This is a genomic window from Methylobacterium oryzae (genome assembly GCF_021398735.1).
In the GTDB taxonomy this organism is placed as follows: domain Bacteria; phylum Pseudomonadota; class Alphaproteobacteria; order Rhizobiales; family Beijerinckiaceae; genus Methylobacterium.
Genome location: NZ_CP090349.1, coordinates 3,561,545 through 3,578,056, shown reverse-complemented (window position 1 = coordinate 3,578,056; position 16,512 = coordinate 3,561,545). Strand labels below are relative to the sequence as shown.

Below are 16,512 nucleotides of genomic sequence, written 5' to 3'. Positions count from 1 at the left end.
ACGAAGATAGACGTTGTTACACAGAACAGCCGCGTGTTACGCGTCCCACCCGCACGCGCCGTGCCGATGGGAGCTTGTGAGCGGAACAGTGGCGACCTGGAACTGCGACGCCGGTCCCTCCGGCCACGGGATCGCCGCGGTCCCGCCGGGCCGGCCCGGCCGCCCTCCGCCCAGCGGATCATGGAACCTCGCGGCGTTCGAGCGCCATCGCGCCGCCTATCTGGCGCGGGCGCGCCGCATCCTCGGCTGCCCGGCCCAGGCGGAGGACGTGGTCCAAGACGTGCTGCTCCGGCTGATCGCCGATCCGCCCCCGGCCCAGACCGCGATCCAGGCCGCCTATGTCGGGCGGATGGTGCGCAACCTCGCCCTGGACCGGGCGCGGCGGCAGGGCCTCGAGCGGCGCCTGTTCACCGGCCTCGACGCCGCCCCGGACGCGGCCGATCCCGGCACCGGCACCCCCGAGGCGGCCGCGGCGTCGCGGGAATCCCTGCGGCAGGTGGAGGCCGCGGTGGCCGAGCTGCCGGAGCCGGTGCGCACGGCCTTCCAGCTCCACCGGGTCGAGGGCGTGCCGCAGATCGAGATCGCGGCCCGGCTCGGGGTCTCGCGCGCCCTGGTGTGCGGCCTCGTGCGCCGCGGCCACCTGCACTGCCTCGCGGCCCTCGACCGGCGCTGCGCCGCCTGCCCAGCGCGCACCGAGGCCCCAGGCCGGCAGCGGCGCCGGACCGCGCCCGTCGGCCAGGACCTCGGCCGCGGCCCGGCGCAGGCGATCATCAGCCCGCCGGCGACGGGCCCGTAGGCGAGGGCGGCGGCGAGCGGCGTCACCGGACGCGCCCCCCTGTTCGCGGAAGGCGGTCTAGGCGGGCACCGCGGGAGGCCGCGGCGCGGCGTCGGCGGCGGCCGCCCCCGGCACCCAGAGCCGGTCGCGCACGAAGTGCTCGCGCGACAGCGCGACCAGGGCCGCGCGCTTGTGGGGGAAGTCGACGGTCGCGATCGTCGCGAAGCCGGAGCCGTGGAGGTTCCGGATCTGCTGGGCGTGATCGGCCCGCGGCTCGCCGACGACGCGCTGCGTGCGCGGCTCGTCGAGGAACAGGTAGTGCATCAGCGACGGCAGCCAGGCCGAGAGCGCGGGCCGCCCGCGCACGGACGCGTCGCCGATCGCGACGTGCCAGCCGCGGTCGTAGGGGCCGGCCTCGTAGAGCGGCCCGAGGCGGCTCTCCCGCGCCCAGTACAGCTCGAAATAGCCGAACGGCCTGCCGTCGAGGCAGCCGAACAGCGGCAGGGTCGCGGGGTCGGCCTGGAGCCCGGCGATGTAGGCGGCGTGCGCCTCCAGGGTACCGGTCTCCTGCCAGATCGCGGCGATCCGGGGGTCGTTCATCCAGGTCGAGAACAGGGCGACGTCGCCGGGCTCCGTCATCGTGCGGAAGCTCAGACGCCGGTCGAGCCACGGGATCGCCCGCGCGTAGACCGTTCCGGCGGGCGTCCGGGGCCGCAGCGGGTGGCGGCGGCCGGCCGTGGCGGTGAACAGCTCGGGGAAGGGCGGCCGGGCTCGCGGGAGCCAGCGGGCGGCGCATTGCCAGAGGAGCCCCGGCAGGATCTCGACCCCGTCGCCGTCACCGAGGGGCCGGGCCGCGCCGAGGTCGAGCAGCCGCCCGGACGTCGCCGGATCGGCCGCGACGACGATGCGCAGGACCTGCATGTCCTGGGCGGTCAGCGCCTCGGCGCGCGCCAGGATCGCCTCCGCGGCCGCCGCCGGCGCGACCGGCTCGGCGAGGCGGATCACCGGCACTTCGCGGGTCCCCTCCAGGGTGAGGGACACCGGGGCGGCGTCCCGCGCGGTTTCCCGCGCCCCGTCATCGCGCGGCTTCGGGGGATGCGCCCCCGCGTCGCGCATCCGCTGGCTCGAAGCGTCCGTCATCCGTCCTCCGCGCGTCGCCGGCACCTCCGCGTCGCCGGCACCTCCCTGACGGATGGGCCCGTCCGGCGTTCAGAGGTTTCGTGCGGGCGCCATCCGCCGGCGCCGGGTGCGACAGCATGAACGGCGCCCCGCCTCAACCGTCACTCCGTCGAAGCCCGAGCGGCGCAGGAGCGAGCGGATGGACAGGCACGGCCAGGAGGCGGGCGCGGACACGGCTGCGGAGGCAGGTCCGGGCACGGCCGGGGACACCGCCGAGGCCCGGGCGCCGTCCCCCGCGCGAGCCTCCGCTCGGACGGCCGCCTGACATGCAGGCGCCCGAACCGACCTTCGAGACCCTGCGCGACGCCCATGTGGCGGCGCTCACCGGCTCCCTGATCGACGGCGTCGAGCACGGCCCCGGGGGCGCCGGCTACGTCTGGTCGCGCAGCATCCCGGACCCGACCGTGAACTTCGCCTTCGGCGTGCACCATCCCGACCAGTTCGCCTGGGCGGGCGCGGCCGCCCTCGGGCGAGCCCGGGCGCCGGCCTTCCTGGCCCGGGACGACGGCGAGATCGCGCTGCTGCGCGCCCTGTTCGAGCCCGCGATCCTCTACCCGGCTTGCTGGATGGTGGCGCGGGAGCTTCCGGCGCCGGCCCCGGCCGGCAGCGCCGTCACCGTGCAGGCGACGCCCGCGCCGGGGCCGGATTTCGAGCGGGTCTTCGCCCACCTGTCCGACGCGCCGGGCGTGCGGACGCATCTGCGCCGCTACTACATCCCGGCGCTGCGCGCGGCCCGGGGCCGGCACGGCCTCGTGACCCTGCACCTCGTCCTGCGCGATGCCGCCGGCCCAGCGGCCTGCGCCAGCCTCTACCTGCGCGGCGAGACGGCGGGCCTGTACAATGTCAGCACGCGGGCCGACCGGCAGCGCCGCGGCCTCGGCACCGCCGTGACGGTCGCGGCCCTGCGCGAGGCCCGGGCGCGGGGGGCGGTTCAGGTCTTCCTGCAATGCCCGGCCGACGGCAGGACCGAGGCCCTCTACGCGCGGGCAGGCTTCCGGACGGCCTGCGCGCCGACCCTGCTGTGCACGACCCCGCCCTGATCCGGACCCGCTCAGAACGGCTCCGCGCCGTACCCGTCGGGCGTGAGGCCGAGGACGAACCCGATCTCCGCATCCGCGTCGCGCAGGACGAGCGCGCTGGCCGGGCCGGTCACGACCTTGCCCCGTCCCTCGATCCGGGCGCCGTAGCGACCGCGGGGTTCGAGGGCGGCCAGCGCCGCGAGGGCACGGCGCACCGCCCGCGGGTGGCGGACGCCGTTCTCGTCGCGCCAGGCCGCCTCCTCGCTGGGCCAGAGCCGCTGGGGCAGGTGCTGCACGCCGGCGCGCGCGGGCGGCCGCAGGGCCGCGGCGAGGCGCGTGCGGAGCCTCACGGCCGGCCGATCCAGGCGGCGCGCAGGATCCGCAGGGGCGCGGCCGGCACGGGCCTCCGGACGGGCGCGAGCGGGAGCGCATCGAGCACCACCGCGCTGGCGAGCGCCGCGGCCAGGGGCGCGTAGTCGGCCAGATGCACGCCGTCCCGGTGGAGGCCCGGACCGGCGAGGCCGCCGGTGCCGGATCGCCACGGCGCGAACGGGTCGAAGAAGGTGCGGCCCCCCGCGGCGCAGAGTGCCGCGAGGCGATCCGAGAAGACCGCGACGGCGGCGGGATCGCGCCCGGTCGCCCCGGCACCGATCGGCGGGATCGCGGCGACGAAGACCTGCGCGGCCCAGGCCTCCAGGCGGCGCAGGATGTCCCGGACATCGGCCTCGAACCGGTCGACCACCCGGGCCCGCTCGGGATGGCGCCAGCGCTGTATGTCGTTGGTGCCGATGATCAGCACCGCGGCCGCGCAGCGGACCGGGACGCGCAGCGCCGCGAGCTGGCGGCCGCAATCGGCCGCGGTGCTGCCGCCGACCGCGACGTTGATGCAGGGCCGGCCGCCGAGATCCGGCGCGCCGACGAGCTCCGCGTGGGAATTGCCGGCGAGGAGCACGCTGCCGGGCGCGGCCGCCCGGAGGGCCGCGCGGATGCCGGGACGCCGCTCGGCGAAGCGGTGCCCGACGATCCGCCCGTGCCGCCAGTGCCGGGCCGCATTCTCGATCCAGTGGGCGCCCATGGCTGTCCTGATCAGGCGTGAGGGAGCGGCCGCTCCCGGACGGCCGGGACCGGAGGATGACGGACGCGGGCCGGTCCGCAGCCCGGATACAGGAGACGACAGGATACGCGCAGCCGAACGACTTGCCGCCGCGCGACGGATCGCCGGATAAACTTCGCAGATACTCGCGTTGATATGATCCAGTACACTGGATCACCCTCACCACGTATATGTGGGAAAAAATCACACGTCAATCGCGGCGCGGGCGCGATCGGGCGCATGTGCCGGGCCGGACACCTTCCGGCGGCCGCGGCGCCGCGCTACCTCGGGACTCGCGGGGCGCCGTAGGCTGCCCGGGAGCGGCGGGGAGCCAGGATGGCGAGCGCGATGATCAGGGACCGGGTCTTCATCGTCACGGGCGCGGGCTCGGGCCTCGGGGAGGCGGCGGCGCGGGGCCTCGCGGCGGCGGGGGCGCGGGTGGTCGTGGCCGACATCGCCCCGGAGGCCGGCGCCCAGGTGGCGGCGGATCTCGGGGCGCAGGCCCGGTTCGCCGAGACGGACGTCACCCGCGAGGCGGACGGCGCGGCGGCGGTCCGGACGGCGCTCGACGCGTTCGGGCACCTCCACGGGCTGGTGAACTGCGCCGGCATCGCGCCGGGGGAGAAGGTGGTCGGCCGCGACGGGCCGCACCGGCTCGAGACCTTCGCGCGGGCGGTCTCGGTCAACCTCGTGGGCACGTTCAACATGATCCGGCTGGCCGCCGACGCCATCGCCCGCGAGGCGCCGGACGCGGCCGGCGCCCGGGGCGTGATCGTGAACACCGCCTCGATCGCGGCCTTCGACGGCCAGATCGGGCAGGCCGCCTACGCGGCCTCGAAGGGCGGGGTGGTATCCATGACCCTGCCGATCGCCCGGGAGCTCGCCCGGCACGGCATCCGGGTGGTCACTATCGCGCCCGGCATCTTCGAGACCCCGATGATGGCGGGCCTGCCCCAGGACGTGCAGGACACGCTCGGCCAGAGCGTGCCGTTTCCGCCGCGCCTCGGCCGCCCGTCGGAATACGCGGACCTCGTCCGCCACATCTGCGAGAACCCGATGCTGAACGGCGAGACGATCCGGCTCGACGGGGCGCTGCGGATGCCGCCGCGCTGACGGCTCAGCCGATCGACACGCTGGTCAGCACCTCGGCGGCGCGGCGGACCTCGGCGGCGATCATCTCCTCGCTCGGGCCGTCGATCGGCAGGTCCGACAGGATCGCCGCCACGTCGCGCTTCACGTCCTCGCGGATCTCCGGGTTTTCCTCGGAGAGCCGCCCGATCAGGACGCCGAGCACGATCTCCAGGGCGGACAGCTTGGCGTGCAGGCGGGTGAACTCGTCCAGCGGCTCGGGCTCGTGCGCGGTCATGGCCTGCTCCATCGGGGGGACGTCCGCCGTCCCCGAGGGGCGCGCCGGATCGCCCGCGTGTCATACAGGGGCGCCGGCCGTCCGTCTCGCCGGGCGTCGACCCCGCGCGGCCCCAGGCGCCGACCCGGCCCCGCCCGGGCGACGGGACCCGAATTTTTTCCCGATCGTGGGCAACCGGATTTCCGGACCCGACGTTTCACGCATCCGTGAACGAACCCGCGAAGGGACACACCGCCATGATCACCCGTCTCACCGCCGCAGCCGGCCTCCTGGCCCTCTCCACCGGCCTCGCCCTGGCCCAGACGCCCACCGCGACGCCCGCCGAGCCGGCCACGAAGGCCGACAGCAACATGAAGGAGTGGCAGGTCGCCAAGGTCGCCAAGGTCGGCCTCGCCCAGGCGCTGGCCACCGCCGAGTCGCAGGGCGACGAGAAGGGCGGCCGCGCCATCGACGCCGACTTCGAGAAGGCCGGCAGCAAGGATCCGGCCCACTACGCGATCAAGGTCGTCTACCCGAGCGGCAAGCTCGTCGAGTACGGCATCAACGCCGATACCGGCGCCCTCTACAAGACCGAGAACCAGCCGTTCGAGCGCTACTTCACCCGGCTGAAGGCCTCCGACTTCCAGAACGCCAAGACCTCGCTGAAGGACGCGCTGGCCATCGCCGAGCAGAAGGCCGGCGGCGGCAAGGCCTACGAGGCCGAGGTCGAGAAGGACGGCTCCTCGGTCCAGTACGAGATCAAGGTCGCCGGCGCCGACAAGGAGCAGGAGGTCAAGGTCGGACCGGACGGCAAGGTCCTGAACTGAGATCTAGGGCTGCGGCGGTGAAGGCTGCCGCAGCCCGCTCCGTCCTTGCGAGCGGAGCGAAGCAATCGGGGCGGCGCCACGCTTATCCAGGGCGCGCTGCCCTGGGTCGCTTCGCTCCGCTCGCGATGACGCCTGGGCCCGTTCGGTTGCTGCATCCTGTCGCTCCACCGTCCGGGGAGCCGTGAAGCCCTCACGGCGCTTCCCCCTTGCGATGCGGCCCGAGGGGCCGCGAACGGGGAGGGCGGCATGGACGCCGGCGCGCAGGACACCGACGGCCATCTCGGCCGCCCCCACACCCGTGTCGAAGGAGCCGACAAGGTCACCGGCCGGGCCCTCTACAGCTCCGACCTCACCGGCCCGGACCGCGACACGGCCCACGCGGCCCTGGTGACCAGCACCATCGCCCGGGGCCGCGTCACCGGGTTCGACCTCGCGGCGGCCGAGCGGGTGCCGGGACTCCTCCGGATCTTCACCCACCGGGACTTCGCGGGCGCGGTGGCGCCGGTGAAGCACCTGATGGCCGGCGGGTACGCCAACAGCTCGCACCGTCCGCTCGATTCCGACGCCGTCGCCTATGCCGGTCAGATCGTGGCCCTCGTGGTCGCCGAGAGTCAGGCGGCCGCCGAAGCGGCGGCCGGTGCGGTGAAGGTCGCCTACGCGGAGGAGCCCGCCGCCGGCGGCTTCGACGCCCCCGGGGCCGAGACCGTGCGCCTCGCCGACCTGAAGCCCCACCACGCGGACATCGCCCGGGGCGACGCCGAGGCGGGTCTGCGGGAGGCCACCGTCCGGGTCGAAGCGCGCTACGCGACTCCGGTCCAGCACCACAACCCGATCGAGCTGTTCACCACCCGGGCCGCCTGGGACGGCGAAAGGCTCACCGTCCACGAGCCGACCCGCTACGTCGGCGCCGTGCAGCACGGGCTCGCGGCGCAGTTCGGGCTCGATCCCGCGCAGGTGCGGGTGGTGGCGGGGCTGATCGGCGGCCATTTCGGCTCGAAATTCGCCCTGTCGCAGCACACCGCGCTGGTCGCGCTCGCGGCGCGGCACCTCGGCCGGCCGGTCTCGCTGGTGCCCAGCCGGCGACAGTGCTTCACCATCGCCAATTATCGGCCGGAATCGCGCCACCGCATCCGACTCGGCGCCGACCGGACGGGCCGGTTCACCGCCCTGGTCCACGAGGCCGAGACCGTGACGTCGCGCTTCGATCCCTTCGTCATGGAGGGCGCGGAGGTGACGGCGAGCCTCTACGCCTGCCCGAACATCCGCACCGAGGAGCGGGCCGTGCGGGTCGATCGCAACACGCCGGGGCCGATGCGGGCGCCCCCGGAGGTGCCGTTCCTGTTCGCCCTGGAGAGCGCCGTCGACGAGATGGCGGTCGCGCTCGGCATGGACCCGATCGCGCTGCGCCGCCTCAACGACACGGCGGTCGATCCGGTCTCCGGAAAACCGTTCTCGACCCGGCCGCTGATGGCCTGCTTCGACGCCGGCGCGAAGGCCTTCGGCTGGTCGCGCCGGGTGCCGCGCCCGGGCGCGATGCGCGACGGGCCCTGGCGGGTGGGTCTCGGCTGCGCGACTTCGGTGCGGCCCACCAAGATCGCGGCCGCGACCCTGCGGGTCCGGCTCGGCCCGGACGGCGCCGCGGAGGTCGCCTGCGCGCACCACGAGATCGGCAACGGCATCACCACGCTGCTGGCGATGGGCGCGGCGGACGGTCTCGGCGTGCCGGTGGAGCGGGTCACCGTCCGGCTCGGCGACACCGACCTGCCGGCGGCGGGGATCTCGGGCGGGTCGAGCACGACTACCAGCCTGATGAGCGCCCTGGCGCTCGGCTGCCGCCAGATCCGCGAGAGCCTGGCGCAGGCCGCGACCGGGCAGGGCGGGCGCCTCGCCGGCCGCGATCCGGGCAGCCTGCGCCTCGCGGGCGACCGGCTCGCGGCGCCGGACGGGGCCGGGATCGCGCTCGGCGAGGCCGTCGGCCCGGAAGGCGTCGAGACGGTCGCGGAGTTCGTGCCCGAGGGCGGCGACCGGGAGAAGGCGCTCGCGGGCCTGCGGCAGGGCCATATCGGGCTCACCCTCGGTGGGGGCGGGAAGGCCGTCTCCTGGGGCTTCGGCGCGCAGTTCGCCGAGGTCCACGTCCACGCCGAGACCGGGGAAATCCGCGTCGCCCGGCTCACCGGCGCCTTCGCGGCGGGGCGCATCCTCAACCCGCTGACCGCGCGGAGCCAGCTCACGGGCGGGATGATCTGGGGCCTCGGCTCGGCGCTGCTCGAAGAGACGGTGGTGGACGGCGCCGCCTACCGCAACCCGGATCTCGCCGAGTACCTCGTCCCCACGGCGGCCGACGCGCCGGAGGTGGAGGCGCTGCTGGTGCCCGATCCTGACGATCAGGTCGATGCGCTGGGCCTGAAGGGCCTGGGCGAGCTCGGGATCATCGGGGTGAACGCGGCCATCGCCAACGCGATCCACCACGCCACCGGCCGCCGGATCCGCAGCCTGCCGATCCGGCTGGAGGACGTGGCGTGAGGGGCTGACTCTCCTCCCCCTTGCGGGGAGGAGTTTGGGGATCGCAGATCCCGCGTTGGGGTGGGGCCGGAAAGGGCTCGGCGGTTCCTTCTGAACCATCCCCACCCCTAACCCCTCCCCGCAAGGGGGAGGGGAATATCGGACGCGCTTGCCCGCCGACTACTCCATCGTCGGCGCGAGCTTCTTCACGCTCGCCACGTCCTCGCCGAGCCACGCCGCGTTCTTGGCGGTGCCGTCGAAGGTCGCGCTCGTCTTGAACAGCTCGTACTTGCCCTCCAGCGCGTAGGGCTTCGAGCGCGACAGCAGCTCGGCCACCGTGGCCTTGTCCATCGGCTTGAAGGTCTTCACCGCCTCGAAGGCCTGGTCGAGGTCGCGCTGGTTCTGGATGCCGGTGATCACCACCGAGACCGGCAGGTTCAGCGAGAAGTGCAGGTACTCGAGCGGCTTGATCGGCGCGTCCGCCTTCAGGATCACCCCGTCGCCGAAGGTCTTCATGGCGAGCGGCGCGATGCCGTTCTGCACGAGGTAGGGCAGGACGAGGTGGCTGAACGAGCGGAAATGCGCGTCCATCACGTTGACCGGCATCTGCACGGCATCGAAGTGGAAGCCGCGCTCGGCGGCGACCTCCAGCATCTGCAGGTGGATGCGCGGGTCCTTGTGGCCGGTGAAGCCGATGTAGCGCAGCTTGCCCTGCTTCTTCGCCTCCAGGAAGCCCTCCATGGCGCCGCCCTCGGCGAAGACCCGGTCCGGGTCGTCGTAGCGCAGGATCTCGTGGTGCTGGACGAGGTCGATCCGGTCCGTGCGCAGGCGCAGGAGCGACTGGTCGATCTGCTTGAGCGCCTCCTCCTTGGTCCGCCCGTCCATCTTGGACATCAGGAAGACCTTGTCGCGGTAGCCGCCCTGGGCCAGGGCCGCGCCCATGCGCAGCTCGGAGCGACCGTCGTTGTAGTCCCAGCAATTGTCCATGAAGGTGATGCCGCGGTCGATCCCGGCATGGATCAGCCGCGTCGCCTCGTCGTCCGTCACGGCGCTCTTGCCGAGATGGAACCCGCCCATGCCGATCGCGGAGATCTTTTCGGAGCTCTTCCCGAACGACCGGTAGAGCATCTCGCCCCGGCGCTCGCCGGGATCGGTGACGAAGGGCAGGTCCGCCGGGTCCTGCGGGCGGCTGCCCGGGAGAACGGGGGCGTTCACGGCCGCACCCGCGCTGCCGGCGCCAGCGAGGCCCGCGCCGAGCACGGCGCCCTGGAGGAAGCTGCGGCGTTCCATCGGCTGTCTCCGTTCGAGGATGTCCTGGTGAGGGGAGGTAATGCGTCGGGCCGCGTCATCGTTCGGTCCCCGTGGCGAGGCGTCCCGCCGCGTGGAGCAGGCGCAGGGCGGCGCAGGCGGCGCCGTAGCCGTTGTCGATGTTGACCACCGTGATGCCCGGCGCGCAGCTCGCCAGCACGGCGTCGAGGGCGGCGCGCCCGCCCGCGGCGACACCGTAGCCCACGGAGGTCGGGACCGCGATCACCGCGCCGGCCACGAGGCCGCCGACGACGCTGGGCAAAGCCGCGTCCATGCCGGCGGCGACGATGACCACCGGGTGCGCCCGGATCTCCTCGATCCGCGACGTCAGCCGCCACAGGCCGGCGACGCCGACATCGGCGAAGAGCGAGGCCGCCCGTCCGGCATAGGCCAGCACCCGCAGCGCCTCGCGGGCGACGGGTACGTCCGAGGTGCCGGCCGCCACCACCGCGACCCGGGCCGGGCCGGTGATCCGGGGGGCCTCGCCGAACACCGCCGTGCGCGAGACCGGGCAGTAATCGAGCCGCGCGGCGTCCCGGAGCCGGTCGCACTTCTCCGGGTCGAGGCGGGTGAGGAGCAGCGAGGCTCCGCGCGCCCGGGCGGCGTCCAGGATCGCGTCGATCTGCTCCGGGCTCTTGCCGGCGCAGAAGATCGCCTCCTCCAGCCCGATCCGCTCGGGCCGGGCGAAATCGAGGGTGAACTCTTCGGAGATGCTCACGCCCGGGCCTCCCGCGGCTCGACCAGGAAGGCGCTGCCGACCCGGTAGGGGGCGAAGCGGACCGGGCCGGCGAGACGGGCCGGCGCCATGTCCCGGATGCCCGCCCCGAGCGTCTCGCGACCCTCGGCGTCGAGGGCGGCGAGGCTCGCCGGATCGAGTTCCACCACCACGCCCTCGGCGCGGACCCGACAGCGGACGGCCCGTCCGGCGCCGTCGGTCGCCAGCGCTCCGCCGACCAGCCGCTCGACCGCGTGAATGAAGGTCAGGGTCTCCGGCTCGATGGCGATGCCGGTCTCGACCCGGCTCGACAGGCAGGGCGCGGCCGGCAATTCCGCCACGGCCCCGAGGCCGAGGTCGCGGGCGAGCGCCCGGACCGACGCCTTGTCGAACCCGGCCTCCACGTAGGGGTGGCGCACGCCGTGCGCCCGGGCGGCGTCGAGGCCGGGGCGGTACTCGCCGAGGTCGTCGCGGTTCGCGCCCGACAGGATCTGGCGGTCGGTGACGCGCCGGACCGCGCCGTAGAGGTTGGTCTTGCAGAAGAAGCAGCGGTTGACTGGGTTTGCCCGATAGGCCGGGTCGGCGAACTCGCCGGCCTCGATCACCCGTAAGGACCAGCCCTCGCGGGCGCCCTCGGCGCGCACGCGCGCGGTCGCTTCCTCCGGCACCGCGGGCGAGACCGCGTGGACCATGAGAGCCGCCCCCGGCGCCAGCCGGTGGGCGAGGGTGGCGAGCGTCAGGCTGTCGACCCCGCCGCTCACCGCCACCGCGACGGGGCCGAGCCCGGCGAGGACGGATTCCAGATGCTGGCGCGTCACCGCTCCTCCTGCTCCTGTTCCAGGGCGAGGCGCTCGGCCTCGCGGCGTAGGGCGGCCCGGGCCGCGTGGCCCGCTCGGTCACGGGCGTCGTCGGCCTCGGCCTTGGCGGTGCGCCCGCCCGGCCGCGCCACGATCTTCACGCGAACCGACCGGCCGTCGTGCTCGACCGTGCGGGCGGCGCGCGCGAGCACCGCGCCCTCCACGGGGTGGTAACGCAGGCCGATGGTCGTGGTCTCCCGGAAGGAGGCCGCGACCGCCGCCTCCAGACTCTCCGGACGGACCAGGACCTGGATCCGGGCCATCATCCGGCCCTTCTTGCCGATGACCGGCATCTGCACGACGTCCACGATGCCGGGCTCGGCGCGCAGCCGGTCGAGGCCCGTGGCGAGATCCTCGCCGGACTGGTCGTCGACCTCGAAGGCGATCACCGCGAGATCCCGCCGGCCCGGGCGGGACGCGGCGCCGTCCTCCAGCACGAGGGCGCGCAGGCAGTTGCTCAGGCCCGGCAGGACCTTCGTGCCGAAGCCGATGCCGGTGCGCCCGAGGATCCCCCGGGGGCGACCCCGCCCGGGATCGTCGCCGCAGAGGTGGCGCAGGATCGCCGCGCCGGTGGGGGTGACGCGCTCGCCGGGGATCCCGTCGTCGAGGGTCGCGAAGCCCGCCAGCAGCAGCGTCGTGGCGGGGGCCGGGACGGGGAGGGGACCGTGCTGGGTCCGCACCCGGCCGGAGCCCAGTGGCAGGGCCGAGACGCTCCAGCTGCGCGCCTCCAAGGCGGCGATCAGGTGGGCGGCGGCGACGATGTCGGCGATCGAGTCGGTGGCGCCGACCTCGTGGAACGCCACCGCGTCGACCGCGATGCCGTGGACGCGGGCTTCCGCCGCGGCCAGATGCCCGAAGATGCCGAGCGCGTGCGCCCGCACCGCCGGCGCGAGATCCGCCGCCTCCAGCGCGGCGCGGATCTCCGACCAGGGACGGTGGCCGTGGTCGTGGGCATGATCGTGGCCGTGATCGTGGCCGTGATCGTGGCCGTGAGCATGCGGATGGTCGTGCTGCCCGGTATGCGCGTGCCGGTGCGGCGCGGGCCCGGGCTCCGCCCCGGGCGCCGACACGGTGAAGCGCGCGCCGCTGAGGATCCCATCGTTGTGCGCGCTGACCGCGCAGGCGATGCGCGCGTCGACCGCCCGGACGCTGGCGGACACGCCGGCCCGATGCTCGGGGAAGGCGTCCAGCAGGGCGGCGGCGAACATGTCGCCGGCGACGCCGCCGAGGGCGTCGAGGTGGATGTGCATCGTGTGTCGCGCGGGCGCCGGTGGCGGGTGACGGGTCCACCTCAGATCGGCCGCGGCCGCCCCGCGGCAAGGCGCACGCGGCCTCCGGTGCCGCGGCGTATCGCCCGCGCCGCTCAGGAGAGCTGCAGGTAGGCCGGATCGAACAGCCCGCGCTCCCGCAGCCCGTCGAGGTCGCGGATCGTCAGGCGGCGGCTGCGCAGGGCGACGAGGCCGCCGGTGCGCAGCTCCTTCAGGGTGCGGTTGATATGCACGCTCGTCTGGCCGAGGGCGTCGGCGAGGTCGGGCTGGGTCACCGGCATCGGCAGCGTCGTCCCGTCCGCGAGGCCGACGCGCGTCAACCGCAGGTGCAGCTCGCAGAACAGGTGCGCCAGCCGCTCGATCGCCGAGCGCCGGCCGACGCTGGCGATCCACTCGCGGTGGATCGCCGTGGCGGCGAGCAGCTCCCGCCACAGACACTCCTCGACGGCGGGCCGGCCGCGGACCGCGTCGCCGATCTGCTCCGGGGCGATCCGCGCGACGGTGACGGGCGTCAGCGCGCCGATGGCGTGGTCCATGCGTGCCCGGCGGAACACGAACGGGTCGCACAGGTCGCCCGGCAGGAGCAGCGCGACGATCGCCCGCCGCCCGTCCGGGAACTGCTTGTACCGGCAGGCCCAGCCGTCGAGGATCAGGTGCGTGTGGTACGGGTCGCTCTGCTGCCCCTCGATATCCTGCCGGGCCGCGACGTGGCGGACATGCAGGCGCCCCAACCCGTCGAGGATCGCGCGGTCCTCGGGCGCGAGCCGGACATGCCGCTCCATCTTCCGTACGAACGGGTTGTCCACGTCCGCCTCCGGTCAGATCACCGCGGCGCCGGCGTGCCGGCGGCCGGGCAGTCGCCGGGACAGGCGCCGGAGCAGGCGCCGGGGAGGTCGCCGAAGCGGAGGGCCACGGGGGATCGGGCGACGTCGCGCCCATCCGAAGCGTCCCGAACGATGGCGCCGCCAAGGGTATCGGTCAAATAATGAGGCACGGATATTTCTATCGGCAGGGGGCCAAACCGTCGCCCGAACATCGAAGTCCGGATCTTCTTGATCGGCTTGTGCCTGCAGCAGAAAAACGCGCGCCAACCTGTGTTAAGTCGGCGTTCTCGCCGGCGACGCCCTCCGCGAGCCCCCCTCGCTCAGAAGGCCGTGCCCCCCGGTGAGGGCCGGGCGCCGCGCTACTCCGCGGCGGCGCCCACCGTATCGGCCATGCGCGCCCGGCGCGTGCCCAGGGGCTGCGGTTCGCCGACGGTCGTGTCCTCGGCGGTCTGATGCTCCATCTCGGCGTTCACCTGGGCGCCGGCCAGCACGATCATGGTCGAGAGCCAGATCCAGGTCATGAAGCCGATCGCCGCGCCGAGCGAGCCGTAGGTCTTGTTGTAGCTGCCGAAATGGCCGACGTACCAGGAGAACAGCAGCGACGCGACGATCCACAACACGGCCGCGAGGGCGCCCCCGGGCGTGACCCAGCGCCAGCGCGGCGCGTCCCGGCTCGGCCCGTAGCGGTAGAGCAGGGCGAGGCCGAGCAGCACCGCCAGGAGCAGGACCGGCCACCGCAGCAGCGCCAGCCACCACGCGTCCGCGCCGAGCCCGACGAATTCCAGCACCACCGGCACCACCACCACCGCGGCCAGCGCCAGGAGGAGGAACAGGAGCGCCCCCGCCGTGAAGGCGAGGGAGACGAGATTGAGGACGAGGAAGTTGCGCTTCTCGCGCTCGTTGTAGACGAGGTTGAGGGCGTCGAAGACGTGCTTCACGCCGCCATTGGCGCTCCACACGGACAGGGCGATGCTGATGAGCAGGCTGAACCCGAGGGTGGTGTTGCCCTGCTCGTTCAGCCGCTTCACCTGGTCGCCGACGATCTCCAGAGCGCCCTGGGGCAGGATGCCCTGGAGGCTGGCGAGCTGGTCGTTGATGGTCGAGGCGTCGGCCACGAGGCCGTAGCAGGAGACCAGGGCCGCCACCGCCGGGAAGATCGCCAGGAGCGTGAAGAAGGTGACGCCGGCCGCGATGAGCGACAGGCGGTTCTCGCCGATGTCGTGATAGGCGCGCAGCGCGATGTCCTTCCAGCCCTTGGCGGGGATCTCGGTCGGCGTCGAGGCCTGCCGCCCGCGATCGGCCTCGGCCCGGGCCACGGCGTGGGCCTCCCGTCCCGCATGCGCGGGCGACGTCCGGCGCGCCCCGTCCCGGTCGGCGGACCGGCCGGGCGCACGGTCGACCGAGGCACCGACCGCGCCGCGCGCCGACCGGCGGGGAAGGGCGACGAGGCCGATCAGCGCGGTGGCGAGGGCGAGCGTCCAGACCGTCGAGGCGCCTCCCTCGGGCGCGGCGGCCCTGGCGGGGGCTGGATCGGGGGCAGGCATCGGCGACCTCGGCAGGGTTCGGGCAGACGGGGGCGGGCCTTCGGGGCCGCGCGTCGCGGCGGCCATTCGGACGCGCCGTCCCGGGCGCGTCCGAATGGCCGCAGCTGCGAGGGGGAACGCCGCGGCGCGGGGAAGGGTTCGCCGTGCAGTTGCAACTCGACGACACACGACGCGGAGAACCGGCATGGCACGCCTGGACGGCGGGACGGTGGTCATCACCGGGGCCTCGAGCGGCATCGGCCGGGCGGCGGCCGAGGCCTTCGCGGCGCGGGGCGCCCGGGTGGTGCTGGCGGCGCGGCGGGCCGACGTGCTCGACGGAATCGCCCGCGACCTGCGCGCGTCGGGCGCCGAGGCCGTCGCGGTCCCCACCGACGTCACAGAGCCCGAGGCGGTGGACGCCCTGTCCCGGGCGGCACTCCGGGCCTTCGGCGGCATCGACGTCTGGATCAACAATGCCGGGGTGGGGGTGTTCGGCCCCCTGCTGGACGCTCCCCTGGACCTGCACCGGCAGACGATCGCGGTGAACCTGCTGGGCGCCGTGCACGGGGCCTACGCGGTGCTGCCGCATTTCCTCGACCGCGGCCGGGGGACGCTGATCAACACGGTCTCGATGGGCGGCTGGGCGCCGACGCCCTTCGCCGCCGCCTACACGGCCAGCAAGTTCGGCCTGCGCGGCTTCTCGGCGAGCCTGCGCCAGGAACTCGCCCGGCACCGCCACATCCGCGTCTGCGCCGTATTTCCCGCCATCGTCGACACGCCGGGCCTGGAGCACGGCGCCAATGTCAGCGGCCGGCGGCTCAATCCCGGGCACCTGTACTACGCCCCCGAGGCCGTGGCGGAGACCTATCTCCGCCTCGCGCGCCACCCGCGCGACGAGGTCGCGGTCGGCTGGCCGGCCCGCCTCGCGCAGGTCGGCTACGCGCTGGCTCCGTACCCGACCGAGCACCTGATGGGTGCCGGGTTCCGGTGGGCCCTCGACCGGGCCGAACCCGGGCCGCGCACGCACGGGGCCCTGCGCGCGCCGACGCTGGAGGGCACGCGGGCCGACGGCGGCTGGCGCGCGCGCAAGGGCGTCCCCGATGCCGGAACCCTGAGTACGGCCCTCGGCACGGGGCTCGCCGCCGCAGGGGCCTGCGCGGCCGTCCTCGCCGGTCTCGCGGCGGCGCGGCGGTTCGGCGCCCGCGGCTGAGCCCTGTTCGGGACAGGCGTTAACCCATGTTGCGGCATGGGCGGCCGGGGCGCGCCACAACCGGTCC

General features: G+C 74.5%; 16 protein-coding genes. 6 read left to right on the top strand and 10 right to left on the bottom strand.

Annotated features, from left to right (window positions below; genetic code table 11):
• Positions 1 to 76: 76 nt before the first annotated feature.
• A complete protein-coding gene (locus tag LXM90_RS16975; protein WP_234080840.1) occupies positions 77 to 796 on the top strand; it encodes a sigma-70 family RNA polymerase sigma factor in 720 nt (239 codons plus the stop codon).
• Between the two features lie 57 nt (positions 797 to 853).
• Here LXM90_RS16975 and LXM90_RS16970 read toward each other — a convergent pair whose 3' ends face one another.
• Positions 854 to 1,915 carry a GNAT family N-acetyltransferase gene (locus LXM90_RS16970; RefSeq protein ID WP_234080839.1) on the bottom strand — a complete coding sequence of 354 codons (1,062 nt, stop codon included), beginning with the start codon at positions 1,913 to 1,915 and terminating at the stop codon, positions 854 to 856.
• 305 nt (positions 1,916 to 2,220) lie between these two features.
• On the opposite strand from LXM90_RS16970, the gene LXM90_RS16965 reads away from it, so the two are divergent.
• Positions 2,221 to 2,994, top strand: a complete 774-nt coding sequence (locus LXM90_RS16965) for a GNAT family N-acetyltransferase (RefSeq protein ID WP_234080838.1) — start codon at positions 2,221 to 2,223, stop codon at positions 2,992 to 2,994.
• Between the two features lie 11 nt (positions 2,995 to 3,005).
• Here the strand turns inward: LXM90_RS16965 and LXM90_RS16960 are convergent, their stop codons facing one another.
• Both LXM90_RS16960 and LXM90_RS16955 read right to left on the bottom strand, forming a co-directional pair.
• Positions 3,006 to 3,323 (bottom strand): hypothetical protein, encoded by a 318-nt coding sequence (locus LXM90_RS16960; RefSeq protein ID WP_234080837.1) that lies wholly within the window; start codon positions 3,321 to 3,323, stop codon positions 3,006 to 3,008.
• Positions 3,320 to 4,048: an SGNH/GDSL hydrolase family protein gene (locus tag LXM90_RS16955; protein ID WP_132367846.1), complete on the bottom strand. Its 729-nt coding sequence runs from the start codon at positions 4,046 to 4,048 to the stop codon at positions 3,320 to 3,322. Before LXM90_RS16955 ends, LXM90_RS16960 begins: the two co-directional genes overlap by 4 nt.
• 354 nt (positions 4,049 to 4,402) lie before the next feature.
• Here LXM90_RS16955 and LXM90_RS16950 point away from each other — a divergent pair, with 354 nt between their 5' ends.
• On the top strand, positions 4,403 to 5,179 hold the full coding sequence (locus LXM90_RS16950; RefSeq protein WP_234080836.1) for a 3-hydroxyacyl-CoA dehydrogenase: 777 nt from the start codon (positions 4,403 to 4,405) through the stop codon (positions 5,177 to 5,179).
• A 4-nt stretch (positions 5,180 to 5,183) separates the two neighbouring features.
• Here the strand turns inward: LXM90_RS16950 and LXM90_RS16945 are convergent, their stop codons facing one another.
• Positions 5,184 to 5,432 carry a hypothetical protein gene (locus LXM90_RS16945; protein ID WP_026605197.1) on the bottom strand — a complete coding sequence of 83 codons (249 nt, stop codon included), beginning with the start codon at positions 5,430 to 5,432 and terminating at the stop codon, positions 5,184 to 5,186.
• Between the two features lie 236 nt (positions 5,433 to 5,668).
• On the opposite strand from LXM90_RS16945, the gene LXM90_RS16940 reads away from it, so the two are divergent.
• Together LXM90_RS16940 and LXM90_RS16935 are read left to right on the top strand one after the other, a co-directional pair.
• On the top strand, positions 5,669 to 6,238 hold the full coding sequence (locus LXM90_RS16940; RefSeq protein ID WP_020094795.1) for a PepSY domain-containing protein: 570 nt from the start codon (positions 5,669 to 5,671) through the stop codon (positions 6,236 to 6,238).
• A 246-nt stretch (positions 6,239 to 6,484) separates the two neighbouring features.
• Entirely contained in the window at positions 6,485 to 8,761 is a 2,277-nt protein-coding gene (locus tag LXM90_RS16935) for a xanthine dehydrogenase family protein molybdopterin-binding subunit (RefSeq protein ID WP_234080835.1), read from the top strand.
• 159 nt (positions 8,762 to 8,920) lie between these two features.
• Here LXM90_RS16935 and LXM90_RS16930 read toward each other — a convergent pair whose 3' ends face one another.
• The 6 genes from LXM90_RS16930 to LXM90_RS16905 all read right to left on the bottom strand — a co-directional run bounded on the left by LXM90_RS16930 (position 8,921) and on the right by LXM90_RS16905 (position 15,256).
• On the bottom strand, positions 8,921 to 10,030 hold the full coding sequence (locus LXM90_RS16930) for an aldo/keto reductase (protein WP_234080834.1): 1,110 nt from the start codon (positions 10,028 to 10,030) through the stop codon (positions 8,921 to 8,923).
• A gap of 55 nt (positions 10,031 to 10,085) precedes the next feature.
• Complete coding sequence (gene larB, locus LXM90_RS16925; RefSeq protein WP_234080833.1) at positions 10,086 to 10,766, bottom strand: nickel pincer cofactor biosynthesis protein LarB; 681 nt, start codon at positions 10,764 to 10,766, stop codon at positions 10,086 to 10,088.
• On the bottom strand, positions 10,763 to 11,581 hold the full coding sequence (locus LXM90_RS16920; RefSeq protein WP_234080832.1) for an adenine nucleotide alpha hydrolase: 819 nt from the start codon (positions 11,579 to 11,581) through the stop codon (positions 10,763 to 10,765). Before LXM90_RS16920 ends, larB begins: the two co-directional genes overlap by 4 nt.
• A complete protein-coding gene (locus LXM90_RS16915) occupies positions 11,578 to 12,870 on the bottom strand; it encodes a LarC family nickel insertion protein (RefSeq protein ID WP_234080831.1) in 1,293 nt (430 codons plus the stop codon). Before LXM90_RS16915 ends, LXM90_RS16920 begins: the two co-directional genes overlap by 4 nt.
• A 113-nt stretch (positions 12,871 to 12,983) precedes the next feature.
• Entirely contained in the window at positions 12,984 to 13,694 is a 711-nt protein-coding gene (locus LXM90_RS16910) for a Crp/Fnr family transcriptional regulator (protein WP_042672072.1), read from the bottom strand.
• A gap of 377 nt (positions 13,695 to 14,071) precedes the next feature.
• Positions 14,072 to 15,256 (bottom strand): YihY/virulence factor BrkB family protein, encoded by a 1,185-nt coding sequence (locus LXM90_RS16905; RefSeq protein ID WP_056527178.1) that lies wholly within the window; start codon positions 15,254 to 15,256, stop codon positions 14,072 to 14,074.
• Positions 15,257 to 15,440: 184 nt separating this feature from the next.
• Between LXM90_RS16905 and LXM90_RS16900 the strand changes: the two genes are divergently transcribed.
• Positions 15,441 to 16,445 (top strand): SDR family oxidoreductase, encoded by a 1,005-nt coding sequence (locus LXM90_RS16900; RefSeq protein ID WP_234080830.1) that lies wholly within the window; start codon positions 15,441 to 15,443, stop codon positions 16,443 to 16,445.
• Positions 16,446 to 16,512: the final 67 nt, after the last annotated feature.

Coding starts and splice junctions, on each gene's coding strand:
- LXM90_RS16915 (WP_234080831.1), bottom strand. CDS start 12,870: ATGCACATCCACCTCGACGCCCTCGGCGGCGTCGCCGGCGACATGTTC.
- LXM90_RS16965 (WP_234080838.1), top strand. CDS start 2,221: ATGCAGGCGCCCGAACCGACCTTCGAGACCCTGCGCGACGCCCATGTG.
- LXM90_RS16930 (WP_234080834.1), bottom strand. CDS start 10,030: ATGGAACGCCGCAGCTTCCTCCAGGGCGCCGTGCTCGGCGCGGGCCTC.
- LXM90_RS16940 (WP_020094795.1), top strand. CDS start 5,669: ATGATCACCCGTCTCACCGCCGCAGCCGGCCTCCTGGCCCTCTCCACC.
- LXM90_RS16950 (WP_234080836.1), top strand. CDS start 4,403: ATGGCGAGCGCGATGATCAGGGACCGGGTCTTCATCGTCACGGGCGCG.
- LXM90_RS16955 (WP_132367846.1), bottom strand. CDS start 4,048: ATGGGCGCCCACTGGATCGAGAATGCGGCCCGGCACTGGCGGCACGGG.
- LXM90_RS16905 (WP_056527178.1), bottom strand. CDS start 15,256: ATGCCTGCCCCCGATCCAGCCCCCGCCAGGGCCGCCGCGCCCGAGGGA.
- LXM90_RS16970 (WP_234080839.1), bottom strand. CDS start 1,915: ATGACGGACGCTTCGAGCCAGCGGATGCGCGACGCGGGGGCGCATCCC.
- LXM90_RS16900 (WP_234080830.1), top strand. CDS start 15,441: ATGGCACGCCTGGACGGCGGGACGGTGGTCATCACCGGGGCCTCGAGC.
- LXM90_RS16935 (WP_234080835.1), top strand. CDS start 6,485: ATGGACGCCGGCGCGCAGGACACCGACGGCCATCTCGGCCGCCCCCAC.
- LXM90_RS16945 (WP_026605197.1), bottom strand. CDS start 5,432: ATGACCGCGCACGAGCCCGAGCCGCTGGACGAGTTCACCCGCCTGCAC.